Annotated in this window: 12 protein-coding genes; 4 read left to right on the plus strand and 8 right to left on the minus strand. The window is 73.9% G+C overall.

Annotation, left to right across the window (positions count from 1 at the left end; genetic code table 11):
* A partial coding sequence (locus tag ACSW7Y_RS09710; RefSeq protein WP_438126092.1) for a hypothetical protein occupies positions 1-254 on the minus strand: 254 nt, incomplete at its 3' end.
* A 146-nt stretch (positions 255-400) separates the two neighbouring features.
* On the opposite strand from ACSW7Y_RS09710, the gene ACSW7Y_RS09715 reads away from it, so the two are divergent.
* From ACSW7Y_RS09715 to ACSW7Y_RS09730, 4 genes are all read left to right on the plus strand, one after another.
* The gene (locus ACSW7Y_RS09715) at positions 401-562 is read left to right on the plus strand and encodes a hypothetical protein (protein ID WP_438126093.1); all 162 of its coding nucleotides are present in this window, start codon (positions 401-403) and stop codon (positions 560-562) included.
* A 91-nt stretch (positions 563-653) separates the two neighbouring features.
* Positions 654-1,601 carry a beta-1,6-N-acetylglucosaminyltransferase gene (locus tag ACSW7Y_RS09720; protein WP_438126094.1) on the plus strand — a complete coding sequence of 316 codons (948 nt, stop codon included), beginning with the start codon at positions 654-656 and terminating at the stop codon, positions 1,599-1,601.
* On the plus strand, positions 1,598-3,214 hold the full coding sequence (locus ACSW7Y_RS09725; RefSeq protein WP_438126095.1) for a lipopolysaccharide biosynthesis protein: 1,617 nt from the start codon (positions 1,598-1,600) through the stop codon (positions 3,212-3,214). Before ACSW7Y_RS09720 ends, ACSW7Y_RS09725 begins: the two co-directional genes overlap by 4 nt.
* Positions 3,211-4,401, plus strand: coding sequence for a glycosyltransferase family 4 protein (locus tag ACSW7Y_RS09730; RefSeq protein WP_438126096.1), 1,191 nt, complete (start codon positions 3,211-3,213; stop codon positions 4,399-4,401). The genes ACSW7Y_RS09725 and ACSW7Y_RS09730 overlap by 4 nt, the downstream gene beginning before the upstream one ends.
* A gap of 35 nt (positions 4,402-4,436) precedes the next feature.
* Here the strand turns inward: ACSW7Y_RS09730 and ACSW7Y_RS09735 are convergent, their stop codons facing one another.
* The 7 genes from ACSW7Y_RS09735 to ACSW7Y_RS09765 all read right to left on the minus strand — a co-directional run bounded on the left by ACSW7Y_RS09735 (position 4,437) and on the right by ACSW7Y_RS09765 (position 17,172).
* Positions 4,437-5,162 carry a class I SAM-dependent methyltransferase gene (locus ACSW7Y_RS09735; RefSeq protein WP_438126097.1) on the minus strand — a complete coding sequence of 242 codons (726 nt, stop codon included), beginning with the start codon at positions 5,160-5,162 and terminating at the stop codon, positions 4,437-4,439.
* A gap of 18 nt (positions 5,163-5,180) precedes the next feature.
* Positions 5,181-6,092 (minus strand): glycoside hydrolase family 16 protein, encoded by a 912-nt coding sequence (locus ACSW7Y_RS09740; protein ID WP_438126098.1) that lies wholly within the window; start codon positions 6,090-6,092, stop codon positions 5,181-5,183.
* Positions 6,077-8,491, minus strand: a complete 2,415-nt coding sequence (locus tag ACSW7Y_RS09745; RefSeq protein ID WP_438126099.1) for a DUF7402 domain-containing protein — start codon at positions 8,489-8,491, stop codon at positions 6,077-6,079. Before ACSW7Y_RS09745 ends, ACSW7Y_RS09740 begins: the two co-directional genes overlap by 16 nt.
* Positions 8,478-12,185, minus strand: coding sequence for a glycosyltransferase (locus tag ACSW7Y_RS09750; protein WP_438126100.1), 3,708 nt, complete (start codon positions 12,183-12,185; stop codon positions 8,478-8,480). The genes ACSW7Y_RS09745 and ACSW7Y_RS09750 overlap by 14 nt, the downstream gene beginning before the upstream one ends.
* On the minus strand, positions 12,182-13,144 hold the full coding sequence (locus ACSW7Y_RS09755) for a glycosyltransferase family 2 protein (RefSeq protein WP_438126101.1): 963 nt from the start codon (positions 13,142-13,144) through the stop codon (positions 12,182-12,184). Before ACSW7Y_RS09755 ends, ACSW7Y_RS09750 begins: the two co-directional genes overlap by 4 nt.
* The gene (locus ACSW7Y_RS09760) at positions 13,141-14,046 is read right to left on the minus strand and encodes a glycosyltransferase family 2 protein (RefSeq protein WP_438126102.1); all 906 of its coding nucleotides are present in this window, start codon (positions 14,044-14,046) and stop codon (positions 13,141-13,143) included. The genes ACSW7Y_RS09755 and ACSW7Y_RS09760 overlap by 4 nt, the downstream gene beginning before the upstream one ends.
* 348 nt (positions 14,047-14,394) lie before the next feature.
* Positions 14,395-17,172 (minus strand): non-ribosomal peptide synthetase, encoded by a 2,778-nt coding sequence (locus ACSW7Y_RS09765; RefSeq protein ID WP_438126103.1) that lies wholly within the window; start codon positions 17,170-17,172, stop codon positions 14,395-14,397.
* Positions 17,173-17,491 lie beyond the last annotated feature (319 nt).

Below are 17,491 nucleotides of genomic sequence, written 5' to 3' on the forward strand. Positions count from 1 at the left end.
GTCTCGGTCGGGTCCAGGGCGCCGCCGGGTCCGACCGCGAGGTCGACGGAGCCCGCGAGTTCGCGGCCGTCCCGGACGAGGAGCCGCGCGCGGTGGAACCCCTCGGCGCCGGCGAGGACGACGGCGTCGGCCGTGAGCGCCTCGCGCCGGTCGACCGCGCCGACCCAGGCCGCTCCGGACCAGGTCGGAGCCTCCGCGGCGGGCATCGCGGGCTGCAGGGTGAGCACGCCGGTCATCGTGGGACGGTCGGTCATGCTCCGATGCTCCGGTGGTGCCGGGTGGCGGTCAACGACGGTCGTGGGCGCGTGCGCGGACCTTGCGGTTTGCCGCCATCTGACAGCCCCGCTCCCCTAGGATCGTGGGGATCCCCGGGCACCGGGTCGGGGCACGAGGAGGACGCATGCCGCTGGGCCCGACGACCGAGTCCCGAGGGCTCCTCGAGGTCGTGCTCGACGATGCCGTGACGTGCGTGTGCGGTCACCCTCGTGACGCGCACGAGCACTACCGTCCCGGCACCGACTGCGCCCTCTGCGACTGCCCGAAGTTCCGCAAGAAGCGCTGATCAGGGGCCTGGGTGCGGGAAACCGCTGCTTCCCCGCACCCGGTCCGACCCCGCCTTGTCGCCCTCTGGCGGCCCCCGTAGCGTCGCGGACATGGCCAACTCCCCCGCCGTGGCGTGCGTCGTCCTCGCCCACGAGGACCCGGCGCACGTCCGCCGCCTGATCGAGGCGCTCGCACCGTTCCCGGTGTTCCTGCACGTCGACGCGCGCACGCCCGAGTCGGAGTGGACCACGATGACGACCGACCTGCCGGACCGCGTCCGGCTCCTGCCGCGGATGCGTACCGGGTGGGCGAAGTGGGAGAACGTCGCCGCCGAGGTCGAGGGCTACCGGGCGGCGCTCGCCGCGACCGACGCCTCGCACGTGGCGGTCCTGACCGGCAGCGACTACCCGCTCGGGAACCCGGACGAGCTGACCGCGCTGCTGGAGCAGCACCGGGGCGAGTCGTTCCTCGGCGTGCATCCGCTGCCCTACAGCGAGTGGGGCCGCGGGGGCGGTCTGCCGCGGCTGCGGTTCCTGCACTGGGCGTGGCGGAAGCACATGGTGCGCGTCCCCGTCCCGCGCCGACTCCCCCGTGACCTCACGCCGGCCGGGGGTTCGCAGCTCAAGGTCCTCGCCCGCGAGCACGCCGAGGCCGTCGTCCGCGCCGTCGACACCCGACCGGACCTCGTCCGGTTCTGGCAGCGGGTGTGGATCGCCGACGAGACCTTCGTGCCCTCCGTGCTCTGGACGGAGTCGCTGACGCCGGGCTTCCGCGACGCCCACGTGCCGCACTCGCTGTGGTGGATCGGGTGGGACGGCTCGGCGATGAAGAGCCCGCCGTGGTTGACGCTCGCGGACGCCGGACGGCTGCTGGAGTGGCGCACGCAGCCCTCGGCCGAGGCTCGTCGGGCGCCGCAGCTGTTCGCCCGGAAGTTCTCCACCGACCGGAGCTCGGAGCTGCTGGACCTCGTCGACGCGGCCTTCGGACTCCGCTCGACGACGGGCGGCGTGAGCGGCCCCACGACGGCGGACGTCCATCGGGGCGTGGTGGTCCGGTGAGCGCGCCGCAGGAGACCCGGACGGACCAACCGACGACGCGTCGGGAGGCGCGCGAAGCCCGCGCAGCGGCAGCGGCAGCGGCTGCTGCAGGTCCGGCGGAGACGGCACGGACGGCAGGCACGGCGCGCACGGCAGCGGCGACCCCGTCGACCGACGGATCGCAGCCCGGCACCGGCAACGCTCCCGGCGCCGACACGACCACGGGGACGACCCGCACGGTGTCGTCCAAGCTGTTCGGCCGCGGCCTGCTGTACGTCGTCGTCTGGTCGATGCAGCTCGTCGTCTCGTCGCTGATCTCGCCCGTGCTCGCGCACCTGATGCCCCCCGCCGAGTTCGGCGTCCTCGCGTCCGCGATCGCCCTGTACCAGGCACTCGGCGTGCTCGCGGTCGCCGGCCTCGACCAGGCCACCGTGCTCCAACGCGCGGAGGACGGGAACGACCGGCGAGCGCGCGGCCTGCTGAGCGTCGGCATCACCACCGCCGTCCTCGTCACGATCGTCTCGCTCGTCTCCATCCCCGTCTGGGGTGACGCCGCCGGGTTCGTCGGGCAGCACCCGCTCCTCCTCATCGCCGTCCTCTGGGTCGGCCCGGCCGCGATCGTGCAGCTGTCCCTCGCGCTGCTGGTCGCCCAGGACCGCATCCGCGTGTTCGCCGTCACGAGCCTGCTCTCGTCGATCGGCGGGTCGATCATCGGACTCGGACTCCTCACGTTCGTGCACGCCGACGCCGTCACGTACGCGTGGGGCGGCGTCGTGGCGCAGGGCATCGCGATGGTGATCGGCATCGCCGCCACCCGTCCGCGGATCGCCGGGCTGTTCGACCGCCCCACCACCGCCCGGGCGTTCCGGCTCGGCATCCCGATCGCGCTCGGCAACCTGTCGTACTTCGTCCTCAACGCCGGCGACCGCATCGTCATCCAGCGGATGCTCGGCCCCGAGGAGGTCGCCCGCTACCAGATCGCCTACGTCGTCGGGTCGGCCGTCATCCTGCTGCTGTCGTTCACGAACCAGGCGTGGGCCCCGCACTTCGCCGCGCTCCGCGACGCCGTCGCCCGCCGGGAGCTCGCGATGCACGCCCGGGACGAGCTCTACAAGATGCTCGCGCCCGTGCTCCTCGCCGTGACCCTCGTGTCGCCCGTGGCCCTGCCCATCCTGGCGCCCGCGTCGTACCGCGTCCACGAACTGACCGTCGTCGTCCTCATCGTCGCTGTCACCGCCCTGCCCGTCGTGGCCAGCGGCGCGACCGGTCGACTGCTCGTCATCGAGCGCCGTGGTGTCGCCGTCGGCGTGATCGCCGCGATCGCGGGGGGCGTGAACATCGCGGCGAACCTCGTCCTCGTCCCGTGGCTCGGACTTTCCGGTGCCGCCGTCGCGACCGTCGTCGCCTACGTCGTGCTCGCGGTCCTGCAGCAGGCGTCGCTCCCCGACCGCCGCGCGTGGAAGGGACCGAGCTGGCGCGTCACCGTCCCGGTCGGCGCCGCGCTCGCCGTGGCCGTCGCGTCGCTCTTCGTCCCGCAGGACGTCTTCTGGAACTGGTTCCGCTTCGCCGGGGCACTCGCCTGCCTGCCCTGGTTCATCCGTCGTCTCCGAGCCGCCCGAGGAGGGTCCTCATGACCACCGCACGCCCCCTGCGCATCGCCCTCGTCACCTCCGGGCTGGCGATCACCGGTGGGCTCGAGCGCTGCGTGCTCGAGGACACCGAGGAACTCGTCGCCGCCGGCCACGACGTCGTGGTCTGGCACCGGGACGACGAGATGGCCCGCGCCGGCGAGGGCCGCCCGCCCTACGAGCGGCTCGGCGTCCGCCTCGTGCACGGGACCGACCCGCGCTTCGGCGTCCGCACCGCGTTCCGCGACGTCCTCCGCTTCGTGCGCGAGGGCCTCCGCATGCGCAGCTGGCGACCCGACGTGATCTGGCTGAACCGGCCCGAGTACCTGCCCTACGGCCGCGTCCTGTCCGCGGTGTCGCGCGTACCGCTCGCCGTCCACCTCCACCACGCGCCGAACTACGGCCGCCTCCGACCCTTCGCCGGCGGCCGGACCCGCTACCTCGCGGTCTCCGCCGCGATGGCCGACGCCTGGGCCGCGGTCGGCGCGCCGCGCGACCGCATCACGGTCGTCCCGAACGGCGTCGACACCGCCGAGTTCCCGCCGCCGACCGCCGACGACGTGCAGACGGCCCGCGAGCGGCTCGGCCTGCCGACCGACGCTCCGGTGGTGCTCTACTACGGTCGGCTCAGCCGCGCCAAGGGCGTCGTGGCTCTCCTGGAGGCATGGAGCAGGGTGCGCACGTCGGCCCGCGCCCGCCAGCGGGTCGCCTCACCCGCCGCGACGGCCTCCACGACGACGGCGCCGGTCCTCGTCCTCGCCGGCGCGCTCTACCCCGACGAGACGACCGCCGTCCAGCAGGCGGTCGACGCGCAGCCCGAGGGCAGCGTGGTGGTGCTCCCCGAGCGGGACGACGTGCTGCCGCTGCTGCACGCCGCCGACCTCGTCGTCGTGCCGTCGATCGAGCCGGAGGGCTTCGGCCGCACGGTCGTCGAAGCGATGTCCGCCGGCACGCCGGTCGTCGCAGCGGCGTCCGGCGGCACGGCCGAGATCCTGTCCGGCGAGTGGGCCCGGTACACGGTCGACCCGACGGACGCGGACGCCCTCGCGGAACGGATCGTCGAGGTCCTCGCCGAGGCCGCGGCCGACCCGTCGCTCGGCGCGCGCGGCCGGACGTGGGTGAGCGCGCGCTACGGCCGGACCCCGCACGTCGCCGCGCTGCTCGCGGCGCTCGAGGAGCACGCGGGTCGCTGACTGCGCTGAGCTGAGCTGAGCTGACGACGCTGTGCTCAGTCGACGGTGGTGACGAACACCATCACCGCGGCGTCGTCCTCGAACGGTCCCCGCTGCCAGTCCCCGAAGACCTCGACCGCACCGAACCCGGCCGCACGGACGTCCCGCACGAGCTCGTCCCGGTCGCGGAAGCGCAGGTCCTCCGTGTGCTCCAGGGTCTCGCCGCCGTCGGCGGTGAAGCGGTTCGACGCGACGAGCCGCACGAGCCCGGGAGCGACCTCCTCGGCCGTCGACCACTCCTCGAGCGGCCCGTGCTCGGTCGGCCGGACGCTCCGTCCGCTCGTCGTCCAGTGCGTCCAGGCGCGCCCGCGCGGGTTCCGGCTCTCGAACCCCAGCGTCCCTCCGGGGCGCAGCACCGCACGGACGTCCCGGAGCGTCCGGGGCCAGTCGTCGTCCCCGACGTGCTGGGCGACGTTCCCCGTCATGAGGGCGAGGTCGTACTCGTCCGTCGGGATGCTCCGGCTGTCCCCGAGCACCCACGTCACCCGGTCACCGCCCGGCCGCTGCCGGGCGCGGTCGAGCATGGTCGCCGACGGGTCCACGCCCACGACCGTCCGACCCGGCGCCGCGAGCGTCACCGTGAGGATGCCCGTGCCGCGACCGAGGTCGAGCACGCGGCGGGCATCGCGTTCGTCGGCGAGCGCACGCCACAGGTCGTGGTCCGGACCGTCGGGGTTGTCGAGGTCGTCGAGGTCGACGAGTCGTCGGTCCAGGTCAGCCACCCGGCGACGCTACCGCGATCAGCCCTTCGGGACGTCGACCGTGATCCAGTCGATGAGGAGCGAGCCGTCCGACTCCTTCGGCGGCACCCCGCCGAGCGAACCGGCCTGCACGACGAAGTGCATCGGCATCGTCGGGATGTCCTTGTCCGTCGAGGCGATCTGCCGACCGTCGATCGAGAACGTCATCCGCTGGGGCGTCCAGTCGATCGTGTACGTGTGCCAGTCCTTGAGCGACGCCGTCGTCTCCTGGTGGATGCACTTCTCCGCCGGGTCGACGAGGCAGTGCACGTTGAGCCAGGCAGGAGCACCGAGCGCCCCCTCCGGGAAGTCGATCTCGCCGTCCGCCCACACGTTCCGGTCACTCCAGAGCAGGACGGCGACGCCGTACCCGTCGACCTCGTCGCTCCGGAGCCGGATGCTGTACCGTCCGGAGGTCTGACCGCCCCACTTCCCGTCCACGAGCGGCACGATGCCGCCCGCGAGCGGTGTCCCGCCGGAGGTGGTGCGCATGCGCATGTCGAGCACGCCGTCGTGCGCGGTCAACGCGGACGCCGAGTACCGACCGGTGCCGGCCGTGTCCGCGAAGCCGTGGTACACGGAGAACCGGTCGGCGTAGGGCTTCTCGAAGCCGCCGGTGGCGGTGGGTTCGGCGAAGTCCTCGGAGAACACGCGCTTCCACCCGGACGCGGCAGCGGTGGGCATGGTCTCGCCGCTCGGGTCGACGGCGCTGCCGGTCGAGGACCCGGTGGCCGCGGCCGCGACGATCGCCGCGGTGACCACGAAGGCCCCTGCGGTGATCGCCAGGTTCCGACGCGCGGGTCGACCGGGCCGCCGGTGGCGGGAGAGCCCGGTGCCGTGCGCGGGCGGTGCGCCGTTCGCGGACGCTGCCTCCGGGTCCACCGACGTCGGGCGGATCAGGTCGTCGTCCATGCGCGCACCTCCGCGAGTCCCGCGTTCTGCGTCGCCGAGGAGACGCCCGTGACGGTGAAGCGCACCCAGGTCACGTCCCGGCCGGAGAAGTCGACGTTGAGCGTCGACCCGTCGTTCGGCAGCGAACCCACGCGGACGCTCGTGCCGTTCGAGAACGTGAGGGTGCCGCTCGTGATGCGGTCCGTCGTGTTCGGTCGGTCGTGGAGCTCGATCCGTCCGAGCCGCTGCGCCGACGACCAGGTGAGCTGGATCCAGGTGCCGGACTTCCCGTTCGGCGCGACCCACTCGGCCGACGGGTTCGCGGGGTACCCGGACACGACGCCGTCGACGGCCTTCTGGACGGTCTGCCCGTCCGCGGGGTTCTGCGCGCTGGCCGTGGGTGTCGCCGTCCCGGTGACGTCCCGCGACGTCGGGGTCGGGGTCGGGGTGGGAGTCGGGGTCGGCGTCGGCGTCGGCGTCGGGGTCGGCGTCGGCGTCGGGGTCGGCGTCGGCGTCGGGGTCGGTGTCGGCGTCGGGCTCGGCGTCGTCGAGTCCGTCGACGCGATCGCCCGGATCTCCGCGAGCCCGGTGTTCTGGGTCACGCTGCTCACCGACGTCACGGTGAAGCGCGCCCACGTCACGTTCCGCGCCGGGAACACCACCTTCTGCACCGCACCGGCGTTCGGCAGCGCGGGGACGGTCACGCTCGACCCGTCCGAGAACGTCAGCGTCCCCCCGGTCACCTGGTCGGTCGTGTTCGGCCGGTCGGCGAGGTCCACCTCGACGAGCTTCCGCGCGGAGGCCCACGTCAACTGGATCCAGGTCCCGGCTCGCCCGTTCGGCGCGACCCACTCGGCCGACGGGGTCGCCGGGTACCCGGACACGACGCCGTCGACGGCCTTCGCGGCGGTCTGCCCGTCGGTCGGGTTCTCGGCACTCGCCGTGACCGAGGCGGCCGCGGTGACGTCAGCGGTCGTGGTCGCCGGCGGGGTGGTCTCCCCCGACGCGGTGAACGCGCGCAGCTCGGCCAGTCCGGTGTTCTGGGTGCTGCTGCTCACGGCGGTCACGGTGAACCGCGCCCACGTCACCGACCGCGCCGCGAACGTGACCTGCTGCACTGCGCCGGCGTTCGGCAGCGCCGGGACCGCCACGCTCGACCCGTCGGAGAACGTGAGCGTGCCACCGGTGACCTGGTCGTCGCTGTTCGGTCGGTCGGCCAGGTCGATGCCGGTGAGGGTCTTCGCCGACGCCCACGACAGCTGCAGCCACGTGCCGGCGCGGCCGTTCGGGGCGACCCACTCAGCCGACGGGTTCGCCGGGTACCCGGACACGACACCGTCCACGGCCTTCGCCGCCGTCTGGCCGTCGGCGGCGTTCTCCGCGCTCGCGGTGACCGTGGCCGAGCCGGTGACGTCGGTGCGGTCGCTGCCGCTGCCCGGTGCGGACGGGTTCGTCGGTTGCGACGGATCCGCCTGACCGACGGTGTACTGCCGCTGCAGCCACGACGACTCCGGACGCGGCGGCGCGCAGGCCTCCCACGTGGCGCACGTCTCGCTGTCGTGCGCGGCGTAGGTGAAGAACGCGGACGACTTCGCGGCGACCTGCTGCGACGTCAGGTTCGTCGGACGACCCTCGATCGTGTAGCCGAGGTAGCCGGTGAACGTGTGCGCGCCGGCGTACCGCTGCTGCGCCTCGTTCGCGAGGTACGCCACGGTGTGGTGGTCGCTGTGGTCGCCGTCGCCGTACCCGCCCGCGTGGTCCAGTGTGCGGACGGCCGTCGGCGCGTAGCCGTCGAGGAGTCCGGAGATCGTCGCCCGCAGCTCCGCGATCGTGTAGGTCGCGGGAGCCGGGGCGTCCGCGACCGTGGCGAGGGTCGAGACCCAGCCCTGGTAGAGCTGCTGGAGGCCGGTGTAGCCGGTCGCCCAGAACCCGTTGCCGCTCAGGTTGCCGTCCGGCAGGTCCATGAAGACGAGGCTGATCCTCGGGTTCGCGGTGAGGGTCTCGAGCCGGAGCGTCTTGCCGGCGACGGTGAGCGTGGACGTGGTGGTCGCGGCGTCGACGCCCGCGATCGCGGCGTACGCCGCGACGAGTCCGGTCTGTCGCTCGCGCCAGTACCACGCGGGGTAGCCGCTGTCGGCCGCCGTCACGACGACCGTCCGGACGCACGCGCCCGACTCGATGCTCGCACGCAGGTCGCTGCCCTGGAAGAGCAGGTCGTCGTCCGGGTGGGCGACCACGTCGAGCACCCGTCCGGCCCGGCAGTCCGCGGTGGACACCGGGTCGGTCGTCGCGGCGTCGGCGGCGGCCCGTCCACCGAGGACGCTCGTGCCCGTGAGCACGAGCGCCACCGCGGTGACGGCCGCCGTGACGAGCAGGGTCAGTCGGGGCGATCGTCGGTGCGGTGCGTCACCGCGCGGCATGACGCATGCCCTCGGTCGTGAGCTCGTAGACCACGGTCGTGCCCTTCGACCAGACGGGCGTCCAGTACGGCGAGTCGGCCATCGCGGCCGCGAGCTTCCGGTAGTCCGCGTCGCTCTGGTAACCGTACCGTTCGTCGTACGCGCCGAACGGAGCAGCGACGAGGGCGTAGTACTTCGTGGCGGACCAGGTGCTCACGAGCTTCCGCGTGATGTTCGACACGTCCGCGGTGGCGTCGTAGCCCTCGCTCGCCGGGTAGGCCCCGAGGGCCTCCCGGGAGAGCGCGCCGACGTCGAAGTACCGGGCACCGGTGTTGCTCGGGACGGCGTTCGCCGAACCGGTGAGCAGCATGATCGAGCCCTTCGGCGCGGTCGCGTCGTAGTACTGCGTGGCCTCCGACTGACTGCGCGTCGGGACGCGGTTCCAGTCGAGCGCCGTCTGCCCGAACGACCCCACCGCCACCATCCCGGCGACGAGCACCGTCGCGGCGACGATCCGCACGGCCGCAGGGCGTCCGGCGCGGGCCACGAGTCGACCGACCGGGGCGAGGCGCCCAGCGGGCACCGGGAGTCCGGCGGCGAGGACGGCGATCCACGGCGTCGCGAACAGGACGACGCGGAAGATGCCCTCCTGGCCGTAGTTCGTCGCGACGAGCAGCGAGATCGGGCTGGCGGCGGCCAGCAGCAGGCCCCAGTGGACGCGGTCGCGGCGGAGCAGCACCGTGATGATCGCCGCCAGGCCGAGCACCACGAGGGCGGCCGCGGGCACGTCGAACGCGAGCCGCGTCACGAGCGGCTTGGGCAGCACCGTCATGTCGTGCGACGGCGGCTGGACGTTGGTGAGCACCTGCCCGACCGCGGCGAGCGACAGGAACTTGTCGAGGATGCTGCCGTTGAGCAGCGCGAACACCACGGCGGGCACGAGCACGACGAGCGAGACCCACCACGGGCGCAGCATGCGGAACACGACCAGCACGACGATGGCCGCGACGGTCAGGTACGGCGAGATCTGGTGCGTCACCGCGAGCACGATGCTGATCGCACCGATCCCGAGCAGGCGCGAGAGCCCGACCGGCTGCGGCCGCAGGACCGTCGTGGGCTCGCCGTCCTCGCCGGTGACCGTGACCCGACGCAGCGCGCCGGTGGCGAGCACGAGGATCGCGACGGAGAGCAGGATGCCCGTCGACTGCGGGGAGAAGTAGGTCGTGTTGAGCGAACCGGTCATGGCGGTCAGGAACGCGGCGATCCACGGCCGCCGGGCGCCGGGGAGCCAGTGTGCGGCGAGCACGCCGACACCGATGGTCGTGGCGAACGCGAGCAGGACGGGCACCCAGGCGGCGATCGTCATCGCGTTCACGATGCCGCCCACGTCGGCCACCCACGCACCGCCGGCGAACAGCCCGGACCAGGTCTGGAAGATGTCGGCGGAGGGGTCGGTGCGACCGAACTGCCGGATGTACTCGAGCACCCCGACGTGCCGTGCGGCCGCCATGACGGTCGGCATGCCGTAGGTGATCGCCTGGGCGAGCTGGACGACACCGCCGAGCACGACGACGGGCAGGGCCACGCCCCGGCCCCGCACGAGCGCGACCACGGCGGCGGCGACGACGATCGCGAGCCCGATCGGGAGTCCGATCCCGAGTGAACCGAAGAGTCCGTCCGGGACCGGGTCGCCGATGTGCGTGACGGCGGAGACCACCACGACGAGGAGTCCCACGATCGACGCGGTCGTGACCGTGCCGGTCGTCGTCCAGGTCCGACGTCGTCCGGCGGCGGCGCGCTCGAGGCGCTGCCGGTGCAGCTCGCGGAGGTCCCGAGGGACGGCCGCCGCGACGGCGACGGCGGTGAGGACGACGACCGCGGCGAAGGGCACCACGGGGGCCCAGAGGCCGGCCGTGGCCATGGTGTAGCCGATCGCGATGGTCCCGACGATGGACGTCGTGACCGCGAACAGCGCGAAGCGGGCGAGGGGCATCGGGCGGAGGAGCAGCATCGGCGCGACGCCGACGACCGCGAAGAGGAGGACACCGACCGCGGAGCCACGCAGCACGGGGATGTCGAAGGCCGCTCCGACCGCCGCGGCGAGCAGGGTGACGACGACCAGACCGGCCGCTGTCAGCCGGGCCGCCGGCCCCATCACGCCGGGGTGCACGGGTGCGGGTGCGACGATGGCCAGCTCGTGCCGACCGTGTCGCGTCCGGTCGATGGTGCCGGCACCGCCGAGGCGTTCGGCGAGCGCGAGGAACGGCGCCACGAGCACCGATCGACGCTCGACGCGGCGCAGACGCCGGGACGTGTCGGTCCAGGCCGCCTCGACCCCGGCGAGCGCCGCGGACGGAGCCCCCACCGCAGCCGCGGGCCGAGCTCCGGCACCGGCACCGGCACCGGGCACCGGCGAGACACCGCCGGCAGCCCGGTCCGCGACGACGATTCCCGAACCAGAACCAGAACCAGCACCAGCACCAGCACCAGATCCATCGACGGCCGCGGCACGGGCCGCAGCCGAGCGCCCCACGGCACGTCGACCGGTCCCACCGCCGAGCTCGGTGACCGCGTCCCCCTGCTCGAGCCCCAGCCGCGCGAACGCGGCGATGGCCTCCGGCACGGTGTCGACGGTCGCCGCGGCGGTGTCGCGGTCGAGGGCGTTCTTGGTCATCCAGGCTCCGAGTCCGTGGCCGTGCGCGGCGGCGGTCCGGCGGAGCGACGAGGTGTCGTCCGCGGGCCGGAGCCAGGCGATCGCGGCGGGTTCGACGGCGATCGCGGAGCCCGCGAACAGCAGTCGGGTGAAGAGGTCGAGGTCGTCGCCGCCACCGACCCGGGTGCCGGGCCCGAACGCGGTGTCGAAGCCGCCGATCGCGAGCGCGGCGCGGCGGCGGACGGCGAGGTTGGCGCCGGTGCCGTAGGCGGCAGCGGCGAAGGGGTGCAGCGGGGTGTCGCCCGGCTCGTCACCGAGGCGGAACACCCGGCGGCGGATCGTGCGTGCCGCCGGCGTGTGCTCGTCGTGCCAGCGCTGCGCCGGCGTGCGGATCTCGGCCGTCGGCACGAGACCGGTGACGCAGGCCACGTCGTCGTCGAGCACGAACGGGGTCGCGATCGCGCTCGCCCAGTCGGCGTCCACGACCGCGCCGGAGCCGAGGAAGGCCACGACGTCGCCGGTGGCGGCGAGGAGTCCGGCGTTCCGCGCGGCAGCGAGCCCGCCGGTCGGTGCCGGGACGGTGGTGACGGTCCGGCCGGCGATCTCGGTGCGGCCGTCGCCGTCGGCGCCGGTGGAGACCACGACGACGTCGAGGGCGACGCCGCGCTGGGCGAGGACCGAGCGCATGGTGTCCCCCGCGTCCCCGTCCGTGCAGAGCACCACGGTGACGGACGGCAACGCCTGATCAGCGGCCGGTCGTCGTTCCGGGGTGGGCATGTGCCGGACGGCACGCTCGAGGGTACGGAGCTCGATCGAGGGGCCGATCCGGCGACGGTCGGTCACCTCGGCCTCGACGAAGCCGACGGGCTCGCCGCGGTCCCGCACGAGGAGCCGGGCGCGGCCGTAGCCGTCGGCTCCGGCCAGCCCGATCGCGTCACGGTGTCCGGCGCCGTGGAGCTCGGCTCGGTCGAGTTCGCCGATCCAGACGGCCCCGTCCCAGGTCGGCACGAGCGAGGTCTCGACGACCGGGCGGAGCACCCGGGTCAGGGTCGTCCTGGTCATGGTGTCCCGATCGGTTGGCGGACGGCGGGCGTGACGGGGGCGGAGACGACGACGCCCCCGAGGATCCGTCCGACGGCGTACCCGGTGATGGTCGAGACGACGGAGAGCACGATCGCGGCGGCGCGGACGCCACCACCCCGTCCGACGCGTCGCAGTTCGCGGGCGACGGCCCCCGGGATCACCCGGGTCAGGTACGTGGACTCGCTCGACAGCGAGTCGCCGGTGCCGACACGGCGGCTCAGCACCGCCTTCGAGATGCCCTCGTAGTAGCTGCGGCGGCGCATGTACCGCATGGTGACGCGGTCCGCCGAGACCCGGTGGGAGACGTTCGAACGCGGCTCGTGGCGGATGCGGCTCCCGGGACGGGCCTGTGCGAGCCGGATGCACAGCTCAGTCTCCTCGCACCCGAGCGGCTGGTTGCCGACCCGGCCGATGCCGGAGCGGAAGCCGCCGGCGGCGAGGATCGCCTCCCGACGGAAGGCCATGCTCGACCCGATGACGTTGCGGACGTCGCCCGCGGTCTCGGGGAGGCCCGCGTAGCTGCAGCCGACGATCCAGAGGAGCTCGTCCGAGTACGGTCCGGAGCCGGTCGCGTCGGGCCAGGAGGGTGTGGCACGCCCACCGACCCCGACGACCTCGGGGTCGTCGAGCGCCGCCATGAGGTGGCCGAGCCAGTCGGCGTCCGCGGTGGCGTCGTCGTCGAGGAACGCCACGACGTCGGCGTCCGTGAGGGCGACTCCGGTGTTCCGCGCACCGGAGAGGCCGCGGTCCTCGGTGTTCTCGACGACGCTGAGCTCCGGCCAGCGGGCCTTGGCGCGCGCGTACAGCTCGGGCTCGTGGTCGATCACGACGACGACCTCGGGCTGCTCGGGCTGGCGCTTCGCCGACTCGACGCTGTCCTGCAGGTCGCCCCACCGCAGCTGCGTGTACGCGCAGATGACGACGGCGACGCTGCTCACGCGAGGTCCCCGTCGAGCGCGCGGGCGTCCACCACCGCGGCGTCCGCGGTGCGGGCACGCGCGGCCGGTGCGGTGATCTCACCGGTGGGCGCGTCGATCGGCGACACGGGCGCCGGCATCGCCAGGGCGGCAGCGGCAGCGACTCGGGCGCGGCTCTTCGCCTTCGTGGCGCGGCGACGCTCGTGCATGATCGACTTCAGGACGCGGATGCCGTCCGTCACGGCGTTGAGGTTGCTCGCACCGTGCACGCGGAGCTTCTCGTGGCTGCCGACCTCGGTGATCCGGAGGTCCGCGGCCGACCAGCGGCAGGTGAGCACGGTCTCGATCTCGAACCCGTCGCCCCACAGCATCGAACCGTCGGCCGGCTTCGGGAGGGTCGAGGACAGCAGCTCGATCGCGGGGAGGGTGTCCGCCCAGAACGCGTTGTAGCCGTAGCAGAGGTCGCTGTAGCGGGTACCGAGGATGGCGTTGCAGACGATGTTGAGGCCGCGGTTGCCGGCGTTGCGGACGATCGTGATGTCGTCGCTGCCGCCGCCGAGTGCGTACCGGGTGCCCTTGGCCACGTCGGCGCCGTCCACGAGGGCCTGCACGAAGCGCGGGATCTCGTCGGGGTCGGCGGAGCAGTCGGCGTCGAACATGACGACGACGTCGCCGGTGACGGCCTCGAAGCCGCAGGCGAGCGCGTTCCCCTTGCCCTTCCGGGTCTGGTGCACGACGCGGATGTCCGGCATGAGCCGCTGCGCGGTCGCGATGGTGTCGTCGACCGAGTTGCCGTCGACGAGGATGACCTCGTACACCGGGGGCAGCTTGGGCAGGATGATCTCGAGGTTGCGGGCTTCGTTCCGTGCCGGGATGACGACGGAGACCCGGGGGTCTGCGGGTCGGACGGTGTTGGCGGGCATTGGACGTGCTCCTGTCGGGTTCAGGTTGCCGTGTTCGGTGCTTCGGACGTGGCGCGGACGGTCACGGTCCGCAGTCCGGCAGGGGCGCGGGTACGACGCCGCCGGGAGGTGCAGGGGGCGGGTCTTCCCCCTGTGTTCCCACCATCGCGGCGGCGCGGTGGGGGGTCAACGCCCTGCGGGTCCGCTTGCGGACCCCCGGGTGCGGATACGGAAACCCGCAACCGGAGCCGGCCGGCGGTTCTGCAGGTGACGACGGACGGCCTGGAGGCGCGTGCCGGGCTCGGCACGGGCCTCCAGGCCGTCTCGTGGTCGCCGTGGTCGGCGATGTGCAGCTCCGTCCGTGTCGCGCTACGTGGCGGCGAGGGGTGCGTCGAACGCGGCGCGCAGCGTCGCCGCGAGCTCGGCGACGTGGGGCTCCCGGAGCAGCGAGGTGTGCTCGCAGGCCATCCGGACCGTCTGGGAGTCGCCGACGAGGTAGCGGTGCCAGCCGTCCGCGTCCGGGTTGGCGTCCGCGAGCACGTAGGTGGAGCGCCCATCGAACGGGGTCGGGTGGTGTCGCCGCGTGACGATCTCGGCCTGGTCGAAGAAGGCGTCGAAGTCGTCCTGCCCACCGAACCGGAGGACGCCCGCGGTGTAGGCGCGGAACCGCTTCGCCGCCAGCGCACCGTAGGGTACGCCCGCGGGCATGATCCGCTTCGCCACCCGGTCGACGCCCGCGCGGAACGCGTGGAACGCGGGGTTCCTCGGCGGGCGGGGCTCCATCCGGCTGAACAGCAGTCGTGCCTGCTCGCTCTTCGTCCGAGGCAGGTACGTGTCGAGCAGCGCGAGGTGCTCGACGTGCTCGCCGTTCTCCTCGAGCAGTCGCGCCACCTCGAGCGCCACCAGGCCTCCGAGCGAGTGCCCGACGAGCAGGTACGGGCCGCGCGGCTGCACGACGCGCATGAGCGCCAGGTAGCGTCGGGCGCTCCGCTCGATGCTCCAGTCCGGCACCCCGCGCCGCTCGAGGCCGTGTTGCTGGAAGGCGTAGACGTCGTGGTCCCGGAGGTGGCGCGACAGCGGCAGGAAGGTGAGGGCGAGCGCACCACCGCCGGCGAAGCAGAAGACCGGGGGCCGACCGGCCGTGCGGGCGGACGAGACCTTCACGACGTCCGGGTGGCTCGGCAGCGCGCTCGTGCCACCACGGACCCGCCGTGCGAACTGGCGGAGCGTCGGGTGCTCGAGCAGCTCCGAGGACCGCAGCGCGACACCGAGCCGCTCCTCGACGACCGCGAGCATCTCCTCCGCGGAGAGCGAGTCGCCGCCGAGCGCGGTGAAGTCCTCGTCGAGGGGGACACCCGGCAGGCCGAGCACCTCGGACCAGATCTGTCCGACGACGAGCTCCCACTGGTCGTAGGTCCCCTCGGTCATCTCGGCCTCGACCGCCGGGGCACCGGGCAGCGCCGAGCGGTCGACCTTGCCACGCTCGTTGCGGGGCAGCTCGGTCATCGGGACGATCGCCGCCGGCACCATGTACTCGGGCAGGCTGTCGCGGAGGACCTTGCGGAGCGCGGCCGGTGCCGGTGTCCGGTACCCGGGGCGCGGCACGACGTAGGCGACGAGCCGGGTCGCTGCCGGCGGGGCGACGAGCGCCGTCACGACGACGTCCTGCACCTCCGGGACGGCGCGGAGAGCCGCCTCGACCTCGGACGGCTCGACGAGGTAACCCCGGACCTTCACGGCGTCGTCCGCCCGGCCGACCAGGACGAGCCGGCCCGCCTCGTCGACCTTCGCGAGGTCACCGTGCCGCCAGGTCGGGGTGCCGTCGGCGTCGACGCCGAGGTGCGCCGCGGTCTGGTCCGGTGCGCCCCAGTACCCGGTGGTGACCCCGTCCGAGACGACCACGAGCTCGCCGGTCTCACCGGGGTCCGCGACGGAGCCGTCCTCGCGGACGATGCGGATGGTCTTGCTCGCGATGGGCCACCCCGCGGGCACCACGCCGTCCGGGACCGCGTCGTCGGGCCCGACCGGGCAGAACGCGACGCTGGCGAGTTCGCTCGCGCCGAACCCGTTCACGAGGACCGTGTGCGGGCCGAGGTGCGGCCGGGTCGCGGCGACGTCGGTGCCGGTGATGGGTTCGCCGACCGTGACGACGAGGCGGAGGCCCGTCAGTCCCGGTCGCGGCCCGCGGTCGGAGCCGGCGACGGCGCCGGTGATCGACCGGAGCAGGTGCGGCGTACCGAGCACGACGGTGGCACGGTGGGCCGCGAGGTCGTCGAGGGTGCCCTCCACGCCGCGGTCCCGGGGTTCGAGCGCGACGACGGCGCACCCGTTCGCCAGGGCGGCGAGCGCGTACATGATGCCGGCCGTGAAGGACAGCGGGGCCGCGATCGCGAGCCGGTCCCCCGGGCCGAAGCCGAGCGAGAGCGCGTGGGCCTCGGTGTCGCGCACCTGCTGGCGGTGGGTGACCACCACGCCCTTCGGCAGGCCGGTCGAGCCGGAGGTGAAGACGATGACGAGCGGGTCGGAGCCGCCCGGTCGTGCCGCAGAGCGCTCGTCGTGCTCGGCGCCCTCGGACGAGGCGCGCTCCTGCAACGCGGTGAGGTCGTGCACGCGCCCGGCTCCGGCGACCGCGTCACCGGCCGCGGCTCCGGCTCCGGCTCCGGCTCCGGCTCCGGCTCCGGGCCAGGCGAGCGCTGCCGCCGCCTGTTCGGTGTACGCCGGCGTGGCGACGACTTCCTCGACGTCGGCGAGCCGCACCACGTGCGCCAGTCGAGCCTCCGGGAGGTGGTCGTCGAGCACCACCACGGTCCGCCCGGCGGCCACGAGGGCGAGCACCGCGATGATCGTGTCCGGAGTCTGCCCCGCCATCACGCCGACCGGACGCGAGGCGCCCCCGCGCACCGCACCGACGCCGGCCCCACCGTGGTCGTCCGGTCGCAGCACCCTGCTCAGCACGGCGCCGAGCGCACGGACCGCACGGTCGACCTCGGCGAACGTCCGGTCCCCGGTGGGAGCGATGAGCGCCGGGGCCTCGCCGTGGTCTGCCACGACGCGGTCCCACCGGTCGAGGATCGAGTGGTCGGCGGCGGCCGGGACCACGGGCACGTGGCCCCACGGCGCACTGCTGGTCGTCACGGTTGCGGGCACGAGGACTCCCCTGTCGTTCTCGGACGTCGCCGCGGACACGCGGCGACCCTGTGACGCTAGGGCCAGGAGGCGGCGACGACGACGACTCGGCTCGCGTCGTGCGGTTCCCCGCAACGGCCGGGAGGCGCGTCGCACCCCACCGGGACCGCGTCACGACCCCGGGCGGTCCCCGCTCACGGCGGTCCGGCCCTCACCCGTGGACGCACCGGCGACCCCGGTCGGCACACGCACCACACTGCCCGGCGCCGTCCCGGCCCCGCCCCGGTGCGGCGCGCGGGCGCCGACAGCGACCCCGGTCGGCACACGCACCACACTGCCC

It is taken from the genome of Curtobacterium flaccumfaciens (genome assembly GCF_051548005.1).
Taxonomy (GTDB): Bacteria; Actinomycetota; Actinomycetes; order Actinomycetales; family Microbacteriaceae; genus Curtobacterium.